The following is an 18,066-nucleotide window of genomic DNA, read 5'->3' on the forward strand; positions in this document are numbered from 1 at the left end:
GTCTTCAGCGCTCGTGGTGGTCTGAAAACAGGGCATCGTCGTGGCCAGCAGCCAAGGCACGGCGGTGTTGCACATGGTAGGCCGTCACCACCTGATGGGCCACCATGTCGAGCGAAGGCCGGTGATTGCCTTGTTTGTCGGTCCAGACTCTCGGCGTCAGGCTGCCCGACAGGGCCACTGAATCGCCGTCGCCCAGGGCCAACAGGCCGTCCACCACCTCAGTGTCAAAGGCGATCACGTTCACAAACAGATTCTCGCCATCGCTGGCCGAGGCCCGCACCCGGGCCACCGCAAAAGGCTGGTTGTGCCGGTCGATACGCGACTCAGGGGCGCCATGCAGTCGGCCACAAATCAATCCATCAATCATTTTTCTCAATCCTTGCAAGGCATGCGCCACCACGCCGGTGCCACCCGATAGCTTACCCACATGGACGCGCCCCAAAAGGCAACGCCGTTGAGGGCGGTGTATTTTTCAGTGTCGCCCAGGCTCTGGCACAATCGCGCCCGGACTGACGCTCAAGCGGCCCAGTCTCCCACGCCCCGGGGCTCAGCCTGTCTGACGCCCTTCCGCACAGCCTCTGGATATACACCATGAACCGCTGCCTGAACATTTTTTTACACCATGCCCCGCGCTGGGCCATGCTGGCCAGTGTGATGGCCGTCGCGGCCCATGCGGAGGTGCGTGAGTTTCCGGCGTCCGCACTGCGCGGCACGCTGGTGGTCACCCAACCACCCATCGTGTCCCTGGACGGGGTGCAGACCCGGCTGTCGCCGGGTGCCCGCATCCGGGATGCCCGCAACCTGATGGTGCTGTCGGGCTCGCTGGTCAACCAGAGCCTGACCGTGAACTACACCCGTGACACGTACCAGCTGGTGCATGAGGTGTGGATCCTGACGGCCGAAGAAGCAGCGCTCAAACGCGCCTCGGCCGCCCCGACCACCAACATCGTCGTCACGGTACCGGTCAAATAAAAAGCGCGTTGACCTGAGCGCGGTGCCCCGTCGACGCGCCGGGACCAATCCGCACCGGTGCGCACCTGCCTGCCCCCCTTTTTCTGAGCCCGCCGAGCCTCGATGGCCCGCGCCCCCCCACGAACGAGAACTGCCATGAGCAAAAAAGTCTTCATCAAAACCTTTGGCTGCCAGATGAACGAGTACGACTCGGACAAGATGGCCGACGTGCTCCATGCCGCCCAGGGCTATGAGCCGACCCAGAATGTGGACGAGGCCGACCTGATCCTGTTCAACACCTGCTCGGTGCGCGAAAAGGCCCAGGAGAAAGTGTTTTCGGACCTGGGCCGGGTGCAGCACCTGAAGAAAAAGGGCGTGCTGATCGGCGTGGGCGGCTGCGTGGCCAGCCAGGAAGGCGCCGAGATCATCAAGCGTGCGCCCTACGTGGACGTGGTGTTCGGGCCACAGACCCTGCACCGACTGCCCGAGATGCTCAAGGCCCGCGCGCGACTGGAGCGCCCCCAGGTGGACATCAGCTTTCCCGAGATCGAAAAGTTCGACCACCTGCCGCCGGCCCGTGTGGAGGGGGCCTCGGCCTTTGTGTCGATCATGGAAGGCTGCAGCAAGTACTGCAGCTACTGCGTGGTGCCCTACACCCGCGGTGAAGAGATGAGCCGCCCCTTCGAGGACGTGCTGGTGGAGGTGGCGGGCCTGGCCGACCAGGGCGTGCGCGAAGTCACGCTGCTGGGGCAGAACGTGAACGCCTACCGCGGCACCATGGGCGACACCGCCGAGATCGCCGACTTTGCGCTGCTGATCGAGTACATCGCCGACATCCCCGGCATCGAGCGCATCCGCTACACCACCAGCCACCCGAATGAATTCACCCAGCGCCTGATCGATGTGTACGACAAAGTGCCCAAGCTGGTCAGCCACCTGCACCTGCCGGTGCAGCACGGCAGCGACCGCATCCTGATGGCCATGAAGCGCGGCTACACCGCCATGGAATACAAGAGCACGGTGCGCAAGCTGCGCGCCATCCGCCCTGACATGGCCATGAGCAGCGATTTCATCGTGGGCTTTCCGGGTGAGACCGAGGACGATTTCAGCAAGATGATGAAGCTGATCGACGATGTGGGCTTTGACAACTCGTTCAGCTTCATCTTCAGCCCGCGCCCGGGCACCCCGGCCGCCAACCTGCCTGACGACACCCCGCACGAGGTCAAGCTGCGCCGCCTGCAGCAGGTGCAGGCCGCCATCGAAGACAACATGAAGCGCATCAGCGACACCCGCTTCGGCACGGTGCAACGCATTCTGGTGGAAGGGCCTTCACGCAAGTCGAGCGCCGAGAACCCCGAACTGATGGGCCGCACCGAATGCAACCGGGCGGTGAACTTCCCGGCCGGGCCCAACCCTCAGCGGCTGATCGGCCAGTTGATCGACGTGAAGATCACCCAGGCCATGCCGCACTCGCTGCGCGGCGAAGTGCTGGTGCGCGAAAGCGCCTGAGGCCCCGCCCTGGGCAAGGCGCCCCTGCGGAGGGGCGCCCCGGGCTTCAGAAAGGCATGCCCGGCATGCCTTTCATGCCCTTCATCCCGCCCATGCGCTTCATCATCTTCATGAGGCCGCCGCCCTTCATCTTCTTCATCATCGTCTGCATCTGCTCAAACTCGTTGAGCAGGCGGTTCACTTCCTGCACCTGAACACCCGCCCCGTTGGCAATGCGGCGCTTGCGCGTGGCCTTGATCAACTCGGGCTTGCGGCGCTCCAGGGCAGTCATGCTGCAGATGATGCCTTCCTTGCGGCGGATGTCGCGCTCGGCCTTGTCCATGTCCATCTGGCCAGCCTTGGCGGTGAGCTGCGCCGGCAGCTTGTCCATGAGGCTGGACAAGCCCCCCATCTGCTTCATCTGCTGGATCTGGGACAGGAAGTCGTTCAGGTCAAAGCCGTCGCCACTCTTGACCTTGGCCGCCAGCTTCTGGGCAGCCTCCAGGTCGACCCCGGCCGTGACCTGCTCGACCAGGGCCACGATGTCGCCCATGCCCAGGATTCGACCGGCATGGCGCTCGGCATCGAACACCTCCAGACCATCGATCTTTTCGGACACCCCGGCAAACTTGATCGGGGCGCCGGTGACCTGGCGCACCGACAGGGCCGCACCACCACGCGAGTCACCGTCGAGCTTGGTGAGCACGATGCCGGTGAGCGGCAGGGCCTCCTTGAAGGCCTTGGCCGTGTTGACCGCATCCTGACCCTGCATGGCGTCGACCACGAACAGGGTTTCGACCGGCTTGAGGGCCGCGTGCAGCTGCTGGATCTCCTGCATCAGCACTTCGTCGATGGCGAGGCGGCCGGCCGTGTCAACCAGCAACACGTCAAAGTAATGTTTCTTGGCGTAATCGAGGGCCGCGTGGGCAATGTCCAGGGGCTTTTGATCCGGGGTGCTGGGAAACCACTCGGCACCGGCCTGGGCCGTGACGGTCTTGAGCTGCTCGATGGCGGCAGGGCGGTAGACGTCGCCCGACACGGTCAGCACCTTCTTCTTGCGCTTTTCGATCAGGTGCTTGGCCAGCTTGGCGGTGGTGGTGGTCTTGCCGGCCCCCTGCAGACCCGCCATGAGGATGACCGCCGGCGGCTGGGTGGCCAGGTTGATGTCGGCGATGCCTTCACCCATGGTCGCGGCCAGCTCGCGGTTGACGATGCCCACCAGGGCCTGCCCGGGCTTGAGCGAGCCCAGCACGTCCTGGCCCAGGGCCTTGTCCTTGACACGGGCAATGAAGTCGCGCACCACCGGCAGGGCCACGTCGGCCTCAAGCAACGCCATGCGAACCTCGCGCAGCATGTCGGCCACGTTGGACTCGGTGATGCGCGCCTGGCCGCTCATCTGCTTGACGAGGCGCGAAAGTTTGTCGGTAAGGGCGGAGGCCATGTTTGATGTTCCGAGAGGGTTGAGCGGGCTGGGCCTGCAGGGCTTGCGCCAGGCAAAGACGGCGGGCAGCGCGCCGGGCACCCATGTGCAAGACGCTAAACTGTGATCCATGATTTTATCCAGTGAGTCCACCGGTCTGGTGCTGCTGGGCCTGGCAGCCGCCGCCGCCTACGCCGTTCCTGCGGCCGCCGCCTCGCGCATCGCGCCGCGCGGCGTGCGCTTTTCCCTGCTGCTGGCCTGGTTGCTGCACGCCGGCGTGTTGATGCTGGGGCTGGCTGGCGAGCCACCCCGATTCGGTTTTGCCCCGGCCCTGTCCGTCACGGCCTGGCTGGTGCTGACGGTGTACGCCATCGAGAGCCGGCTGTTTCCACAACTCCAGGCCCGCTGGGCCCTGGCCGGCCTGGGCGCCTTCACCGTGCTGCTGTCGCTGGTGTTTCCGGGGCAGGCATTGCACGTCAGCGCCTCGCCCTGGCTGCCGCTGCACTGGGCACTGGGCATTGCCTCGTACGGCATGTTCTCGGCGGCCGTGGTGCATGCCTGGCTCATGACCCGGGCTGAACACCGCATCAGGCAGGCTGCCGACCCGCACAGCGGGGTGCCGCTGCTGACACTGGAGCGCCTCACCTTCCGCTTCGTGGCCGCCGGCTTTGTGCTGCTGACCGCCACCCTGCTGGCCGGTTGGTTGTTTGGCGAGGTGCTTTACGGCCAGGCCTGGCGCTGGAATCACAAGACCGTGTTCTCGGTGCTGTCCTGGCTGACCTTTGCCGTGCTGCTGCTGGGCCGCTCGCGCTTCGGCTGGCGGGGGCGCCGGGCCCTGCGCATCCTGTACATCGGCTCGGGCCTGCTGCTGCTGGCCTATGTGGGCTCGCGCTTCGTGATGGAAGTGCTGCTGAGCCGGGGGGGCGCATGAGCAAATACCTGCTGATCATTGGCATTGCGCTGGGCGTCTACTGGCTGTGGCGCCAGGGGCGCATGGCAGAAACCCGGGACGCCAGACCGGCGCCCCCTGCGGCGCGACCTGCCCCACGCACCGGCGCTGAGCCGCAAGACATGGTGGCCTGCGCCCACTGCGGCCTGCACCTGCCCCGCAGTGAAGCCCTGGCCGACGGCCCGGGCGGCAGTGCGCCGTTCTACTGCAGCGCGGCCCACCGCCAGAGCGGCCGCCAGGCATGAGCGCTGACGACGCACCGGCGTCCTGGTTCAGCGCACTCGACCCCGAATCATCCGAATGGCTGTCGCCGCCGGGCACGCCGTCCCGGCTGTGGCACGGGTTTCTGACCGCCCGGCTGATGCTGGCCCTGGCCTTGCTGATGCTGCAGGGCCTGAGCAACCTCCTGACCCCGCCGATCAACATCTGGGTGATGGGCTTGGGCGGGGTGTATTTCGGTCTGACACTGCTGGCCCGTTGGCGAGCGACACCGCAGCCGCCCAATCCGGAGATGGGGCCCCACTGGTTGCCCACCCTGGGGCTGGATCTGCTGGTGTTTTCGGGCTTGCAATGGTTGCAGAGCGGCAGCATGAATTACACGCCCCTGATCGTGATGCCGGTGCTGATGGCCGCCACGCTGGGCTCGCGCCTGCTGACGCTGTCGAGTGCGGCGGCCGGCACGCTGCTGCTGCTGGTACAGACCTGGAGCCAGCACCTGCTGACCGGCAACGATGCGGCGGCCCCGCTCATGCAGGCCGGCATCACGGGTGGTGGCTACTTCGTGGTGGGCCTGCTGGTGCATCAACTGGCCCAGCGCCTGGCCCGCGAAGAGCGTATTTCAAACAGCAGCCGGCTGGCGGCCCAGGTGCAGGCCCAGGTCAACACCCTGGTGATCGAGCACCTGCGCGATGGGGTGCTGGTGATCGACGCCCGCGAGGTGGTATGCGCCCTGAACCCGGCGGCTCGTGCCTTGCTGGGGCCGGCGGCGGCCCAAGCCGCGCCGGGCTTCTGGCTGGGCACCCACCCGCAGTGGCAACCCCTGCTGGACCTGGCCCGTGCCACCTTTGGCCAGGCCTTGCCACAAGTGCAGGACACCGAACTGCGCCTGGACGCCCAAAGCCTGGCCCAAGTGCATGTGCGCACGCAGCTGACCCGCAGTGGTCAGCAAGGGGCCGGCAAGCTGTGCGTCATGTTCGTGCACGATCTGCGCGAGCTGGAGGCCCGGCTGCGCACCGAGAAGCTGGCGGCCATGGGTCGGGTGTCGGCCGCCATGGCGCATGAGATCCGCAACCCGCTGGCGGCCATCACCCAGGCCAACGCCCTGCTGGAAGAAGACGTGCAGGACCCGGGCCAGCGAAGGCTGGTGCAGATGGTTCAACACAATGCGCAACGCCTGGCCCGCATCGTCGAAGAGGTGCTCGACATCGCCCGGGTGGAACATCAGCCGGGCGCTGACCCGGCCAGCGCCATGGCGCTGGATGCCAGCGTGGCGGCCTGCTGCCGGGAATGGTGCCAGCGCGATCCAGCCAGGCGACGCGTGCAGCTGGATCTTCAGGCGGGCCTGACGTCGGTCCACTTCGACCCCGAGCACCTGCGCCGGGTGCTGGACAACCTGCTGGACAACGCCCTGCGATACCAGGGCCCCCATCCCGACTCGCTGCAGGTGTCGACCCGGTCTCGGGCGGGTCAGGCCCCCGGCCTGATGGTGTGGAGCGATGGTGCCCCCATGGAGCCCAGTGTGGAGCGCCACCTGTTTGAACCCTTTTTCTCGTCCGAGAGCCGGTCTTCCGGACTGGGTCTGTACATCTGCCGCCAACTGTGCGAGCGCCATGGCGCCCACATCGCCTACCGCCGCACCCCGGCGGCCACGGCCCGCGGCACCTTGGACGGCAATGCCTTCGTGCTTGATTTCACGGCTGCCCTGGCCAGTGATGGACAGCCCCAGCTTGCGTTTGACACAATGCCCAGCTGACCATGTCCAGTCCCCCTTCCCCATCGCTGCCGGCGCCGGCCCACATCCTGGTTGTGGATGACGAGCCCGATCTGCGCACGCTGTATGAACTCACGCTGCTGCGCGAGGGTTACCGCGTGGAGGCCGCAGGCAGCCTGGCTGAAGCCAGGGCCTGCCTGGACGAGCGCAGTTTCGACGCCGTGATCACCGACATGCGCCTGCCTGACGGGCTGGGGCTCGATCTGCTCAAGCAATTGCGGACCCGCCAGCGCCCTGAGCGCTGCGTGGTCATGACCGCCTATGGCTCGGCCGAGAATGCGGTCGAGGCCCTCAAGGCCGGCGCCTTCGACTACCTGACCAAGCCGGTCGACCTCAAGCAGTTCCGCACCGTGGTGGCCTCTGCGGTACAAGGCAGCCGGGAGACGCTGGTGATTGCTGCCCGCGAAATGGCCCACCCCGTCGAGCCCGGCCTGGGCACTCCACCCGGCGGCTTGCAGGCGCTGGAGCGGCTGGTCGGCCAGTCCGAAGCCCTGCAGTCGGTCAAGCAGCGCGTCGGCAAGGTGGCGCGCGGCATGGCCCCGGTGCTGGTGCGCGGCGAGTCCGGTACCGGCAAAGAGCTGGTGGCGCGTGCGCTGCACGCCTGCAGCCAGCGCGGCCACGGGCCACTGGTGGCGGTGAATTGCGGCGCCATTCCTGAAAGCCTGCTCGAAGCCGAGTTCTTCGGGGCCCGCAAGGGCTCCTACACCGGGGCCCAACAGGACCGCGAGGGCTACTTCCAGGCCGCCAGCGGCGGGACGCTGTTTCTTGACGAGATCGGCGACCTGCCCCTGGCCATGCAATCCAAACTGCTGCGGGCGATCCAGGAACGCAGCATCCGCCCCCTGGGCTCGACCCAGGAGATCCCGGTGGACGTGCGCATCGTCAGCGCGACCCACAAGGACCTGGCCGCCGAGGTGCTGGCCGGGCGTTTCCGGCAGGATCTGTACTACCGCCTCAATGTGATCGAAGTGGTGGTGCCGCCGCTGCGCGAGCGGCGCGAAGACCTGCCCCTGCTCTGTCAGGCCTTGCTTGACCGCATCGCGCGCGAGTCGGGGTTGGCCGCGCCACGCCTGACCGAACAGGCCATGGCCCCGCTGTATGCCCTGCCCTTGGCGGGCAATGTGCGCGAACTGGAGAACCTCCTGCACCGCGCGGTGGCCTTGAGCGAAGGCGATGAACTGGCCATGGATCAGGCGCTGTGGCTCCAGGGAGGCGCCCTCCCCTGCAAGGCCGAAGCCCCTGCAGCCCTCCCCACGGCCAGCCAGGTGTCGACCGCCCAGCCGACCCTGCCGCACGGGGACGCCAGCACCCCGCAACCCGCCTCCGCGGCAGGCGGCGCCCCCCCTGCACCGCCTGATCCGCTGCCCTTCGATCTGCAGGCCTATCTGGACGAACAGGAGCGCGCCATCCTGATGCGAGCCCTCGAAGACAACCAGTTCAACCGGACCGCCACCGCAGCCCGCCTGGGTCTGAGCCTGCGCCAGATCCGCTATCGGATCGAACGCCTGAACATTCCCATTCCCCAGGACAGCGAAAGCCATGAAGCCGGCTGACCCGGCGCCCCCCTTGTGGCGAGGGGGCTGGTACACCCCTGCCCGGGCCCTGGCCTCACCCAACTTCGGCCCGCGCCCCGAGCGCGCCTGCATCGACCTGATCGTGCTGCACTCGATCAGTCTGCCACCGGGCCAGTATGGTGGCGACGAGGTGCAGCAGCTGTTCACCAACCAACTGGATTGGGACGCCCACCCCTACTTTGATCAGATCCGTGGACTGGAGGTGTCCTCGCACTTCTACATCCGACGCGATGGCGAGCTGTGGCAATTTGTCGATTGCAATGAGCGGGCTTGGCACGCCGGCCGCTCGCATTACCGGGGCCGGGACAACTGCAATGACGACTCGATAGGCATTGAACTCGAAGGTCTCGAAGGAAGCACTTTCACGGTGGCACAATACGCGACCCTGATCGGGCTGTGTCAGGCTTTGCGCTGCCACTACCCCATCGCTCACGTGGCGGGTCACGAACACATTGCACCGGGTCGCAAACACGATCCCGGGGCGGGTTTTGACTGGCCTGGGCTGATCGGCCAGCTCGACTGGCCCTCAGGATTTTTCCCTATGGCCGTGGCGCATTTGCCGCGGTCCTGATTTTTTTGCGGCTTCAGGTGCTGCTCGGACGCCGCGGCGATGCGCAGAAACCATGCGGCCCGGCAGGCTGAAATGCCCGGCAAAGCCATGAAACAAGCGGCTCGCTGACTTGAAGCGCAGTCCTGGCGCGGCTTTTGAAGCCGCCCCTCATACAGCAATCACAAAGTGAAATAAAGACCCTTTGCCTGCGCCCATCTTTGGGCTTGGTACACTACGGGTAGTGTCTTGAATTCACTCAAGGCCCCAGATATAGTGTGTAACGATCGGTTCGATCGAACCACCCCCATCACTCGCACGCTCCCACCCGAGCCGTGCCTTCTCCCCTGAAAACAGTTCAAGAAGAGGAATCCATGCAAGTTGCCACGAACGCCCCGGCCTCGGCCTCGACCAGCACCACCTCGCCTCCCGAAGCCGCCGAATCCGGCGTGCCCAGCGTGCTTGCGCACTACCAGATCATCCGCCGCAACGGTGCGGTGGTGCCCTTTGAGCCGCAGAAGATTGCCGTGGCCATGATGAAGGCCTTCCTGGCTGTGCATGGCACACAAGGCGCGGCTTCGGCCAGCGTGCGCGATGTGGTCGATGCCCTGACCCAAGGCGTGGTCAAGGCGCTGATGCGCTCGCGCCCAGGTGGCGGCACCTTCCCGATCGAAGACGTGCAAGACCAGGTTGAACTGGGTCTGATGCGTGGCAGCCACCATGAAGTGGCCCGAGCCTACGTGCTGTACCGTGAACGCCGCGCCCAGGAACGTGCTCACCAGGTCGAGCAAGCCAAGCCCCCAGTGCCGACCCTGCACGTGACCGAGAACGGCCAACGCCTGGCCCTCGACGAGGCCTACCTGCGTTCGCTGATCGTCTCGGCCTGCCAAGGCCTGAGCGCCGACGTCAAGCCCGAACCGATCTTTGCCGAGACCATGCGCAACCTGTACGACGGTGTGCCCATGGAAGAGGTCTACAAGGCGTCGATCCTGGCTGCCCGTACCCTGATCGAAAAAGACCCGGACTACACCTACGCCACCGCTCGCCTGCTGCTGCACACGATCGCCAAGGAAGTGCTGGGTCGCGAAGTCAGCCCGGCCGAAATGGCCAGCAGCTACGCCGAGTACTTTCCTCAGTTCATTCAGAAGGGCGTGGCCAACGAACTGCTCGACGAAAAGCTGCTGAGCTACGACCTGACCCGCCTGGGCGCAGCCCTCAAGGCCGAACGTGATCTGCAGTTCGACTACCTGGGCCTGCAGACCCTGTACGACCGTTACTTCCTGCACGTGCGCAAGACCCGCATCGAACTGCCGCAGGCCTTTTTCATGCGCGTGGCCATGGGCCTGGCATTGAACGAGACCGACCGCGAGGCCCGCGCCATCGAGTTCTACGAAGTGCTGTCGTCCTTCGACTTCATGTCCAGCACCCCGACGCTGTTCAACAGCGGCACGCTGCGTTCGCAGCTTTCCAGCTGCTACCTGACCACGGTGCCTGACGACCTGGACGGCATCTACGAATCCATCAAGGAAAACGCCCTGCTGTCCAAGTTTGCCGGCGGCCTGGGCAATGACTGGACCCGTGTGCGCGCCCTGGGCTCGCACATCAAGGGAACCAACGGCGAATCACAAGGCGTGGTGCCGTTCCTGAAGGTGGTGAACGACACCGCCGTGGCCGTGAACCAGGGTGGCAAGCGCAAAGGCGCCGTCTGCACCTACCTGGAGACCTGGCACCTCGACATCGAAGAGTTCCTGGAGCTGCGCAAGAACACCGGCGATGACCGCCGCCGCACCCACGACATGAACACGGCCAACTGGATCCCCGATCTGTTCATGCGCCGCGTGATGGAAAAGGGCACCTGGACCCTGTTCTCGCCCTCCACCGTGCCCGATCTGCACGACCTGTTCGGTGCTGACTTCGAGCGCGCCTACGTGGCCTACGAAGAGAAGGCCGCCCGTGGCGAAATCAAGCCCAGCCGCACCCTGCAGGCCACTGACCTGTGGCGCAAGATGCTGACCATGCTGTTCGAGACCGGCCACCCCTGGATCACCTTCAAGGACGCCTGCAACGTGCGCTCGCCGCAGCAGCACGTGGGCGTGGTGCACTCGTCCAACCTGTGCACCGAGATCACGCTCAACACCAGCGACACCGAAACGGCGGTGTGCAACCTGGGCTCGGTCAACCTGCTGCAGCACATCACCGACGGCAAGCTCGATCACGAGAAGCTCAAGCGCACCATCAAGGTGGCCATGCGCATGCTCGACAACGTGATTGACATCAACTACTACGCGGTCAAGAAGGCCCGTGATTCGAACCTGCGCCACCGCCCGGTGGGCCTGGGCCTGATGGGCTTCCAGGACAGCCTGTACGAATTGCGCATCCCCTACGCGTCGCAGGCCGCTGTTGAGTTCGCCGACCGGTCGATGGAAGCCATCTGCTACTACGCCTACTGGGCTTCGTCCGAACTGGCCAAGGAGCGTGGCAAGTATTCGAGCTACCCGGGGTCGCTGTGGGACCGCGGCATCCTGCCCTTCGACACCATCGACATGCTCGAAAAAGCCCGCGGCGGCTACATCGAAGTGGATCGCTCGGCCACGCTGGACTGGGATGCCCTGCGCAAGAAGATCGCGGCTGACGGCATGCGCAACTCCAACTGCGTGGCCATTGCCCCCACGGCCACCATCTCCAACATCATTGGTGTGGATGCCTCGATCGAGCCGTGCTTCGGCAACCTCTCGGTCAAGTCCAACCTGTCGGGCGAGTTCACCGTCATCAACGGCTACCTGGTGCGCGACCTCAAGCGCCTGGGCCTGTGGGACGACGTGATGGTGATGGACCTCAAGCACTTTGATGGCTCGCTGCGCCCCATCGACCGCGTGCCGCACGAAATCAAGGCGCTGTATTCGACCGCCTTCGAGGTGGAGACCACCTGGCTGGTCGAAGCCGCAGCACGCCGCCAGAAGTGGATCGATCAAGCCCAGTCGCTGAACATCTACATGGCCGGCGCCTCGGGCAAGAAGCTCGACGACACCTACAAGCTGGCCTGGTTGCGTGGCCTCAAGACCACCTACTACCTGCGCACCGTCGGTGCCACCCACGCCGAGAAATCGACGGTGGCAGCAGGCCGCATGAACTCCGTGTCCTCGGGCAGCGAACCCGGCCTGAGCGCCGCGCCCAAGCCCAGCGCCCTGGAAGCCGCCGCCGCGGCCGCCCGAGCACAGGCCGATGCGATTCCGGCCACGGACATCAAGTTCTGCGCCATCGACGACCCGGGCTGCGAAGCCTGCCAGTAAGGCCTTTGATGAAGCCCCTGCATCGAGAGTCAGGGGCTTCGTCGATGCACTGGATGCCACGCATGCCCGGACCTGTTTCGACCAGAGACAGCCGCGTCATGCAAGGGCCACAGCGTCGATGCGACAGAACAACAAACCTCTCACAAACAAGGCAGCCACGCCCATCGGGTACTTTCCAATTTGCATGGCTGCTTTCATAATCCGGACATTGGAAAACCTATGTTGACCTGGGACGAAGAAGTCAAGCCCTCATCGCAAAATTCACTCGCCGGCGAACTGCAAAACAGCCGCACGGCCGAGGCCGCGTCTCCCACTGAATTCGGCACCCCATCCGCCTCGACAACCGAGGTCGCGGCCGGCGCCAAACGCCGAGTCAACGCAGCCGACAAGCGCATCATCAACGGCCAGACCGACGTCAACCAGCTGGTGCCCTTCAAGTACAAATGGGCCTGGGAAAAATACCTGGCCACCTGCGCCAATCACTGGATGCCGCAAGAGGTCAACATGACCCGCGACATCGCGCTCTGGAAAGACCCCAATGGGCTGACCGAAGATGAGCGTCGCATCATCAAGCGCAACCTCGGCTTCTTCGTGACGGCCGACTCGCTGGCTGCCAACAACATCGTGCTGGGCACCTACCGCCACATCACCGCCCCCGAGTGCCGTCAGTTCCTGCTGCGCCAGGCCTTCGAAGAAGCCATCCACACCCATGCCTACCAGTACATCGTGGAGTCGCTGGGCCTGGATGAGAGCGAGATCTTCAACGCCTACAACGAGGTGAAGTCGATCCGCGACAAGGATGAATTTCTGATCCCGTTCATCGACGCGATCATGAACCCCGAATTCAAGACCGGCACTGTCGAGACCGACCAGACCTTGCTGAAGTCGTTGATCGTGTTTGCCTGCCTCATGGAAGGCCTGTTTTTCTACGTGGGCTTCACCCAGATCCTGGCGCTTGGCCGGCAGAACAAGATGACCGGTGCTGCCGAGCAGTATCAGTACATCCTGCGCGACGAGTCGATGCACTGCAACTTCGGCATCGATCTGATCAACCAGCTCAAGCTCGAGAACCCCCACCTCTGGACAGCCGACTTCAAGAACGAGATCAAGGCCTTGTTCATGAAGGCCGTCGAACTCGAATACGCCTACGCCGAAGACACCATGCCCCGCGGCGTACTGGGTCTGAACGCCTCGATGTTCAAGGGCTACCTGCGCTACATCGCCAATCGCCGTGCCACCCAGATCGGGCTCGAGGCACTCTTCCCCAACGAAGAGAACCCCTTCCCCTGGATGAGCGAAATGATCGACCTGAAGAAAGAGCGCAACTTCTTCGAAACCCGCGTGATCGAGTATCAGTCGGGTGGCGCGCTTTCCTGGGACTGATCACCGCAACGCCATGGCCACCCCATTCATGCCCACCGACCACGCAGCGGCCATTGCGCCTGCCGTGGCGTTGCGCGCCCCCATTCAGACCTGTGGGCACAGGCCCAGAGACCTGGATCGCTTGACGCCGACATGCGAGCGACAAGTGTTCATTGCAATCCGACCAAGGAGAAAATGATGGCAACTGCGAAGAAACCGGCCGCCAAGAAGGCCGCTGCACCTGCAAAGAAGGCGGCTGCACCCGCCAAGAAGGCCGCCGCCCCAGCCAAGAAGGCTGCTGCACCCGCCAAGAAGGCCGCTGCTCCTGCCAAGGCTGCAGCACCCGCCAAGAAGGCCGCAGCACCTGCCAAGGCCGCTGCACCCGCCAAGAAGGCTGCTGCGCCTGCCAAGAAGGCCGCTGCGCCCGCCAAGAAGGCTGCTGCGCCTGCGAAGAAGGCCGCTGCACCCGCCAAGAAGGCTGCTGCGCCTGCGAAGAAGGCTGCTGCTCCTGCCAAGAAGGCCGCTGCACCTGCGAAGAAGGCTGCTGCACCTGCCAAGAAGGCCGCTGCACCTGCCAAGAAGGCTGCTGCTCCTGCAAAGAAGGCCGCTGCACCCGCCAAGAAGGCTGCTGCTCCTGCCAAGAAGGCCGCTGCACCGAAGAAGACCGCAGCCACTGTGGCCAAGAAGGCTCCGGCCGCCAAAAAGCCTGCTGCCAAGAAGGCTGCTGCGAAGAAAGCGCCCGCCAAGCCTGCCGCTGCCCCTGTGGCTCCTGCTGCTCCGTCGGCTCAGACCACACTCAACCCTCAGGCTGCCTGGCCCTTCCCGACCGGCAACAAGCCCTGAACGACACGTTCTCCAACGTGCCAGCCCGACGCCTCACGGCCTCGGGCTTTTTTAATGGGCGAAGCCGCCAGTGCCAGCCGGCCCCTGAGAGCCTGTTCAGGGCTGAAAGTCGAGCTGGTAGTTCTGTGGCCCGCGCTGGGCAATCTTGAGGGCCCCGACGCGGCTGCCGAGGGCGGCACAGCGCACCAGGTCCCAGCCTTGTTCCAGACCGAACAGCAGCGCGCCGCGCCAGGCATCACCACAACCGGTCGGGTCGACCACGGCCTGCGCCTGCACCGGGGGCACATGGGTGCGCTGCCCCGCCACCCAGACTTCGCTGCCTTCAGCGCCCAGGGTGATCACCAGTCCGCCCTCGACGCGGCGCGAAATCTCAGCAGCGGTCAAGCCGGTACGGTCGCACAGCATCTTGCCTTCGTAGTCGTTGACCGTGACCCAGGTCGCCTGGTCCACAAAGCGGGCCAGATCGGCGCCGTCGAACATCGGCAAGCCCTGACCCGGATCGAACACGAAGGGAATGCCGGCGGCCTTGAACTGTGCGGCATGCTCAAGCATGGCATCACGCCCATCGGGCGAGATGATGCCCAGGCGCACATCAGGGCGTGCCTCGATGCGGGTCTGGTGCGCCTGCATCATGGCCCCGGGGTGGAAAGCGGTGATCTGGTTGTTGTCACGGTCAGTCATGATCATGGCCTGGGCCGTGTAGGTGTCCGCAACCTGACGCACATACTCGCAGCTGATGCCCAGGGTGCGCAGGCGCTCCAGGTAGTCTGCACCGTCATTGCCGACAGTGGCCATGGGCAGGGGCGTGCCCCCCAGCAGCTTGAGCGCATAGGCGATGTTGCCGGCACAGCCGCCAAAGTCACGCCGCAGGGCCGGCACCAGAAAAGACACGTTGAGGATGTGCAACTGATCCGGCAGGATCTGGTCCGCAAAACGCCCCTCGAAGGTCATGATGGTGTCGAAAGCCAGGGAACCACAGATGATTGCTGCCATGTTGTTGAATTCGTTTCTTGAAAGTCGTCAGGGATAAAAAACCAGCACCCGGTAGCCCGCGATGCGCAAGGTGGCGGCACCCGCCACCCGCACGGGCAGAGTGGCATTCCACTCGGCCCCAGGGCCCAGCATTGGCGGGGCACCCAGCTCGGTCGGCAGGAACACGCGGCGCAACACGGCCTGGTCCTGCGAATCGGTCAGGCTGAGTTCGGCCGCCGGCATGCCCAGAGGCAAGGCACCGGTGTTGCGAATGGCCAGGGCCAGCTGAAAGCCCTCGCCATGGGTTTTGTTGAAGGCGGAGGACTCGATGACGAAGGCCTCGATGCGGCGCAAGGGAGCCAGCTCGCAACCCGTCACATCGCACAGGGCCTGCAAGGTGGGCCGAAGCGCCGGCTCGGCAGCGGCCAGGCGGGCACGCTCGTGCAGCGCCCACTGGAGCAGCAGCAGCCCCGACAGCAGCAACACGGCCAAACCCAGCCCTGCTCGCACCCAGGGACGTCGCCAGAAGGCCTCGCGGCGCGCACGGCGCAGAAACTGCAAGCCCTTGAGCACATCCGGGCCGAAAGCATCGACTTCATCCTCAGCCCGCCGTGCAGGCGCTGCCGCCATGGCCTGGGCAGGCGCTTCGGCAGCCCACTGAGTGGAGAGATCGCCCGGTGCATCGGCCGCCACCGACTCGGACAACAGACTGGGCGACACCTCGTCAACCAGGCCTGCCGAGTTCAGCATGGAATCGGTCTTCGGTGCCGCCGGGGGGAGCTCGGGGCCGGGCGCATCGGCCGGCGCCGGGTCATCCGGAAACCGCAACGCCGCGAGCGTGACCCCGGGCGGGTCGGCACGGGGCGGCCGCGGGGCCCCTGGCAGGTCGAGCTCTGGCACCGACAACACAGGAAACCGGTCCCCCTGGGGACGCACGCGTGGCTCGGCCGGCTCGGCCATCGGTGCGAAATCGACCCGCACGGGGGGGGCATCGACTTCGGGCTGAGGCGCGAAGACATCGTGCAGATCGAGACCGAACTCATCGTCATCCAGCGTGGGTTCGACCTGACGCCGCGCATCGGAGGTGGCCAGATCCAGATCCAGATCCAGGCGAGCCAGTTGCTCGGCCAGCAGATCGTCTGCACTGCGTGGCACGGCAGGCTCGGCCACCGGCGCGGATGCGGGGGACTCGGGTGCATGCACGCGCACCGGCTGCACTGGTGGTGGTGGCGGCGGTAGCGGTGGGGGTGGCAACACCAGATCCGGCATCACCAGCTCTGGCATCACGGGTTCACGGCTGGGGCGAGCTGGCGGCGGGGGAGCGGGCGGGGGCTGCGTCGCCAAGACCGGCTGCACGGCTGAGGCCGGCAAAGGCGCGTGATCGGCCACCGAGGCCGGTGGGTGGGTGGGCGCCGGTGCCGCCACCGGTGCTGCCGCTGGCATGGCCGAGACCGGCGAGTGGGCTGGTGCACGCAAAAACGCCGGGGGTTCCGGCCGGTGACTTCGCGATGCCGCAGGCCCGCTCGTGGCCAGCGGGCTGGCATCACCTTCCTGGACCAGGTTGGCCGTGGCGTCGAACACCTCGGTGCACTGCCCACAGCGCACCCAGCCATCGGAAATCCTCAATTGGTCTGGCACAACCTTGAAGGTCGTGGCGCAGGCTGGGCAACGTGTGATGAGGCTCATGGATGCGCCTGATTGTAGAGGCGCGGGCGCATTTTTCACCCGGCTCGTCACCGGGAGACACCACCGCTGTGGCGCAGGCTTAACGCTGCGCGGTCATCAGGATCCAGCCGTCCTCGCTGTCGGCCACCGACAACTGCAGCCAGGGCGCATAGGCGGCCTTCAGCTCATCGGCCTGGCGCTCCAGGATGCCAGCCAGCACCAGCGAGCCGCCTGCAGCCACATGGGCGCACAGCAGCGGTGCCAGCACCTTGAGCGGGGTGGCCAGGATGTTGGCCAGCACCGTGTCGTACACCCCGTGCGCCTTGTCCGGCAGGCCAGCGTTCAAGGCCACGCCATTGGCCTCGGCATTGAGGTGGGTGGACTGAACCGCCGCCTCGTCGATGTCGACCGCATCGATGGCCTGCGCGCCATGCTTGGCTGCACCGATGGCCAGGATGCCCGAACCGCAACCGTAATCCAGCACCCGACCCAGCGTGGCCGTGGCCGGTCGCCGCGCGATCCAGCGCAGACACATGCGGGTGGTGGGGTGAGTGCCGGTGCCAAAGGCCAGCCCGGGGTCCAGGCGAATCACCTGGCGGGCCTGCGCTGGCGGCTCGTGCCAGGTAGGCACGATCCAGAACTCAGGCGTGATCTCGACCGGCGAGAACTGGGATTGGGTCAGGCGCACCCAGTCTTCGTCCGGCACCTTGGCCAGCCCCAGCAGACGGCAGTCGGCAAAGAAATCCTGCAACTGCAGCAACTTGGCCGCCTCGTCAGCGCTGGCCTCGTCTGGAAACAGCGCAATCACGCGCGAACGCTGCCAGCCTTCTTTGGGCGGCGGCATGCCGGGTTCACCGAACAGCGCCTGCTCGGCGTCGGTCTGGGCATCGGCGTCTTCGACGCTGACGCTCAGGGCATCCAGCGCATCGAGCGCGTCGCTCACCGTTTCAACGTGGTCTTCGGGGCACAGCAGCCGGAGTTCAAACATGGCGTTCCTGGGGTCTTGGGAGGCCGG

General features: G+C 65.5%; 15 protein-coding genes. 10 read left to right on the plus strand and 5 right to left on the minus strand.

Going from position 1 to position 18,066, the window contains the following annotated elements; genetic code table 11:
- Positions 1-4: 4 nt before the first annotated feature.
- The gene (locus tag AC3WUT_RS10805) at positions 5-367 is read right to left on the minus strand and encodes a single-stranded DNA-binding protein (RefSeq protein WP_492347083.1); all 363 of its coding nucleotides are present in this window, start codon (positions 365-367) and stop codon (positions 5-7) included.
- A gap of 224 nt (positions 368-591) precedes the next feature.
- Between AC3WUT_RS10805 and AC3WUT_RS10810 the strand changes: the two genes are divergently transcribed.
- Entirely contained in the window at positions 592-972 is a 381-nt protein-coding gene (locus AC3WUT_RS10810) for a hypothetical protein (RefSeq protein ID WP_492347084.1), read from the plus strand.
- Positions 973-1,107: 135 nt separating this feature from the next.
- A complete protein-coding gene (gene miaB / locus AC3WUT_RS10815) occupies positions 1,108-2,460 on the plus strand; it encodes a tRNA (N6-isopentenyl adenosine(37)-C2)-methylthiotransferase MiaB (RefSeq protein ID WP_492347085.1) in 1,353 nt (450 codons plus the stop codon).
- Between the two features lie 46 nt (positions 2,461-2,506).
- On the opposite strand, the gene ffh is transcribed toward miaB, so the two are convergent.
- Complete coding sequence (gene ffh / locus AC3WUT_RS10820) at positions 2,507-3,880, minus strand: signal recognition particle protein (protein ID WP_492347086.1); 1,374 nt, start codon at positions 3,878-3,880, stop codon at positions 2,507-2,509.
- Positions 3,881-3,989: 109 nt separating this feature from the next.
- On the opposite strand from ffh, the gene AC3WUT_RS10825 reads away from it, so the two are divergent.
- From AC3WUT_RS10825 to AC3WUT_RS10860, 8 genes are all read left to right on the plus strand, one after another.
- A complete protein-coding gene (locus AC3WUT_RS10825; protein ID WP_492347087.1) occupies positions 3,990-4,790 on the plus strand; it encodes a cytochrome C assembly family protein in 801 nt (266 codons plus the stop codon).
- Complete coding sequence (locus AC3WUT_RS10830; RefSeq protein ID WP_492347088.1) at positions 4,787-5,053, plus strand: PP0621 family protein; 267 nt, start codon at positions 4,787-4,789, stop codon at positions 5,051-5,053. Before AC3WUT_RS10825 ends, AC3WUT_RS10830 begins: the two co-directional genes overlap by 4 nt.
- Positions 5,050-6,780 carry a sensor histidine kinase gene (locus AC3WUT_RS10835; RefSeq protein WP_492347089.1) on the plus strand — a complete coding sequence of 577 codons (1,731 nt, stop codon included), beginning with the start codon at positions 5,050-5,052 and terminating at the stop codon, positions 6,778-6,780. Before AC3WUT_RS10830 ends, AC3WUT_RS10835 begins: the two co-directional genes overlap by 4 nt.
- 2 nt (positions 6,781-6,782) lie before the next feature.
- Complete coding sequence (locus AC3WUT_RS10840) at positions 6,783-8,351, plus strand: sigma-54-dependent transcriptional regulator (RefSeq protein ID WP_492347090.1); 1,569 nt, start codon at positions 6,783-6,785, stop codon at positions 8,349-8,351.
- Entirely contained in the window at positions 8,338-8,943 is a 606-nt protein-coding gene (gene ampD, locus AC3WUT_RS10845; protein WP_492347091.1) for a 1,6-anhydro-N-acetylmuramyl-L-alanine amidase AmpD, read from the plus strand. Before AC3WUT_RS10840 ends, ampD begins: the two co-directional genes overlap by 14 nt.
- A gap of 350 nt (positions 8,944-9,293) precedes the next feature.
- The gene (locus AC3WUT_RS10850) at positions 9,294-12,209 is read left to right on the plus strand and encodes a ribonucleoside-diphosphate reductase subunit alpha (protein WP_492347092.1); all 2,916 of its coding nucleotides are present in this window, start codon (positions 9,294-9,296) and stop codon (positions 12,207-12,209) included.
- Positions 12,210-12,428: 219 nt separating this feature from the next.
- On the plus strand, positions 12,429-13,592 hold the full coding sequence (locus AC3WUT_RS10855) for a ribonucleotide-diphosphate reductase subunit beta (RefSeq protein WP_492347093.1): 1,164 nt from the start codon (positions 12,429-12,431) through the stop codon (positions 13,590-13,592).
- A gap of 177 nt (positions 13,593-13,769) precedes the next feature.
- Positions 13,770-14,414: a histone gene (locus tag AC3WUT_RS10860; protein ID WP_492347094.1), complete on the plus strand. Its 645-nt coding sequence runs from the start codon at positions 13,770-13,772 to the stop codon at positions 14,412-14,414.
- A gap of 96 nt (positions 14,415-14,510) precedes the next feature.
- Here the strand turns inward: AC3WUT_RS10860 and AC3WUT_RS10865 are convergent, their stop codons facing one another.
- The 3 genes from AC3WUT_RS10865 to prmA form a co-directional block, all read right to left on the minus strand.
- Positions 14,511-15,407: a carbohydrate kinase family protein gene (locus tag AC3WUT_RS10865; RefSeq protein WP_492347095.1), complete on the minus strand. Its 897-nt coding sequence runs from the start codon at positions 15,405-15,407 to the stop codon at positions 14,511-14,513.
- 27 nt (positions 15,408-15,434) lie between these two features.
- On the minus strand, positions 15,435-17,072 hold the full coding sequence (locus tag AC3WUT_RS10870) for a zinc-ribbon and DUF3426 domain-containing protein (protein WP_492347096.1): 1,638 nt from the start codon (positions 17,070-17,072) through the stop codon (positions 15,435-15,437).
- Between the two features lie 79 nt (positions 17,073-17,151).
- A complete protein-coding gene (prmA, locus tag AC3WUT_RS10875) occupies positions 17,152-18,039 on the minus strand; it encodes a 50S ribosomal protein L11 methyltransferase (RefSeq protein ID WP_492347097.1) in 888 nt (295 codons plus the stop codon).
- Positions 18,040-18,066 lie beyond the last annotated feature (27 nt).

The sequence above is a fragment of the Curvibacter sp. EU05-FHT14A10 genome (assembly GCF_058791075.1).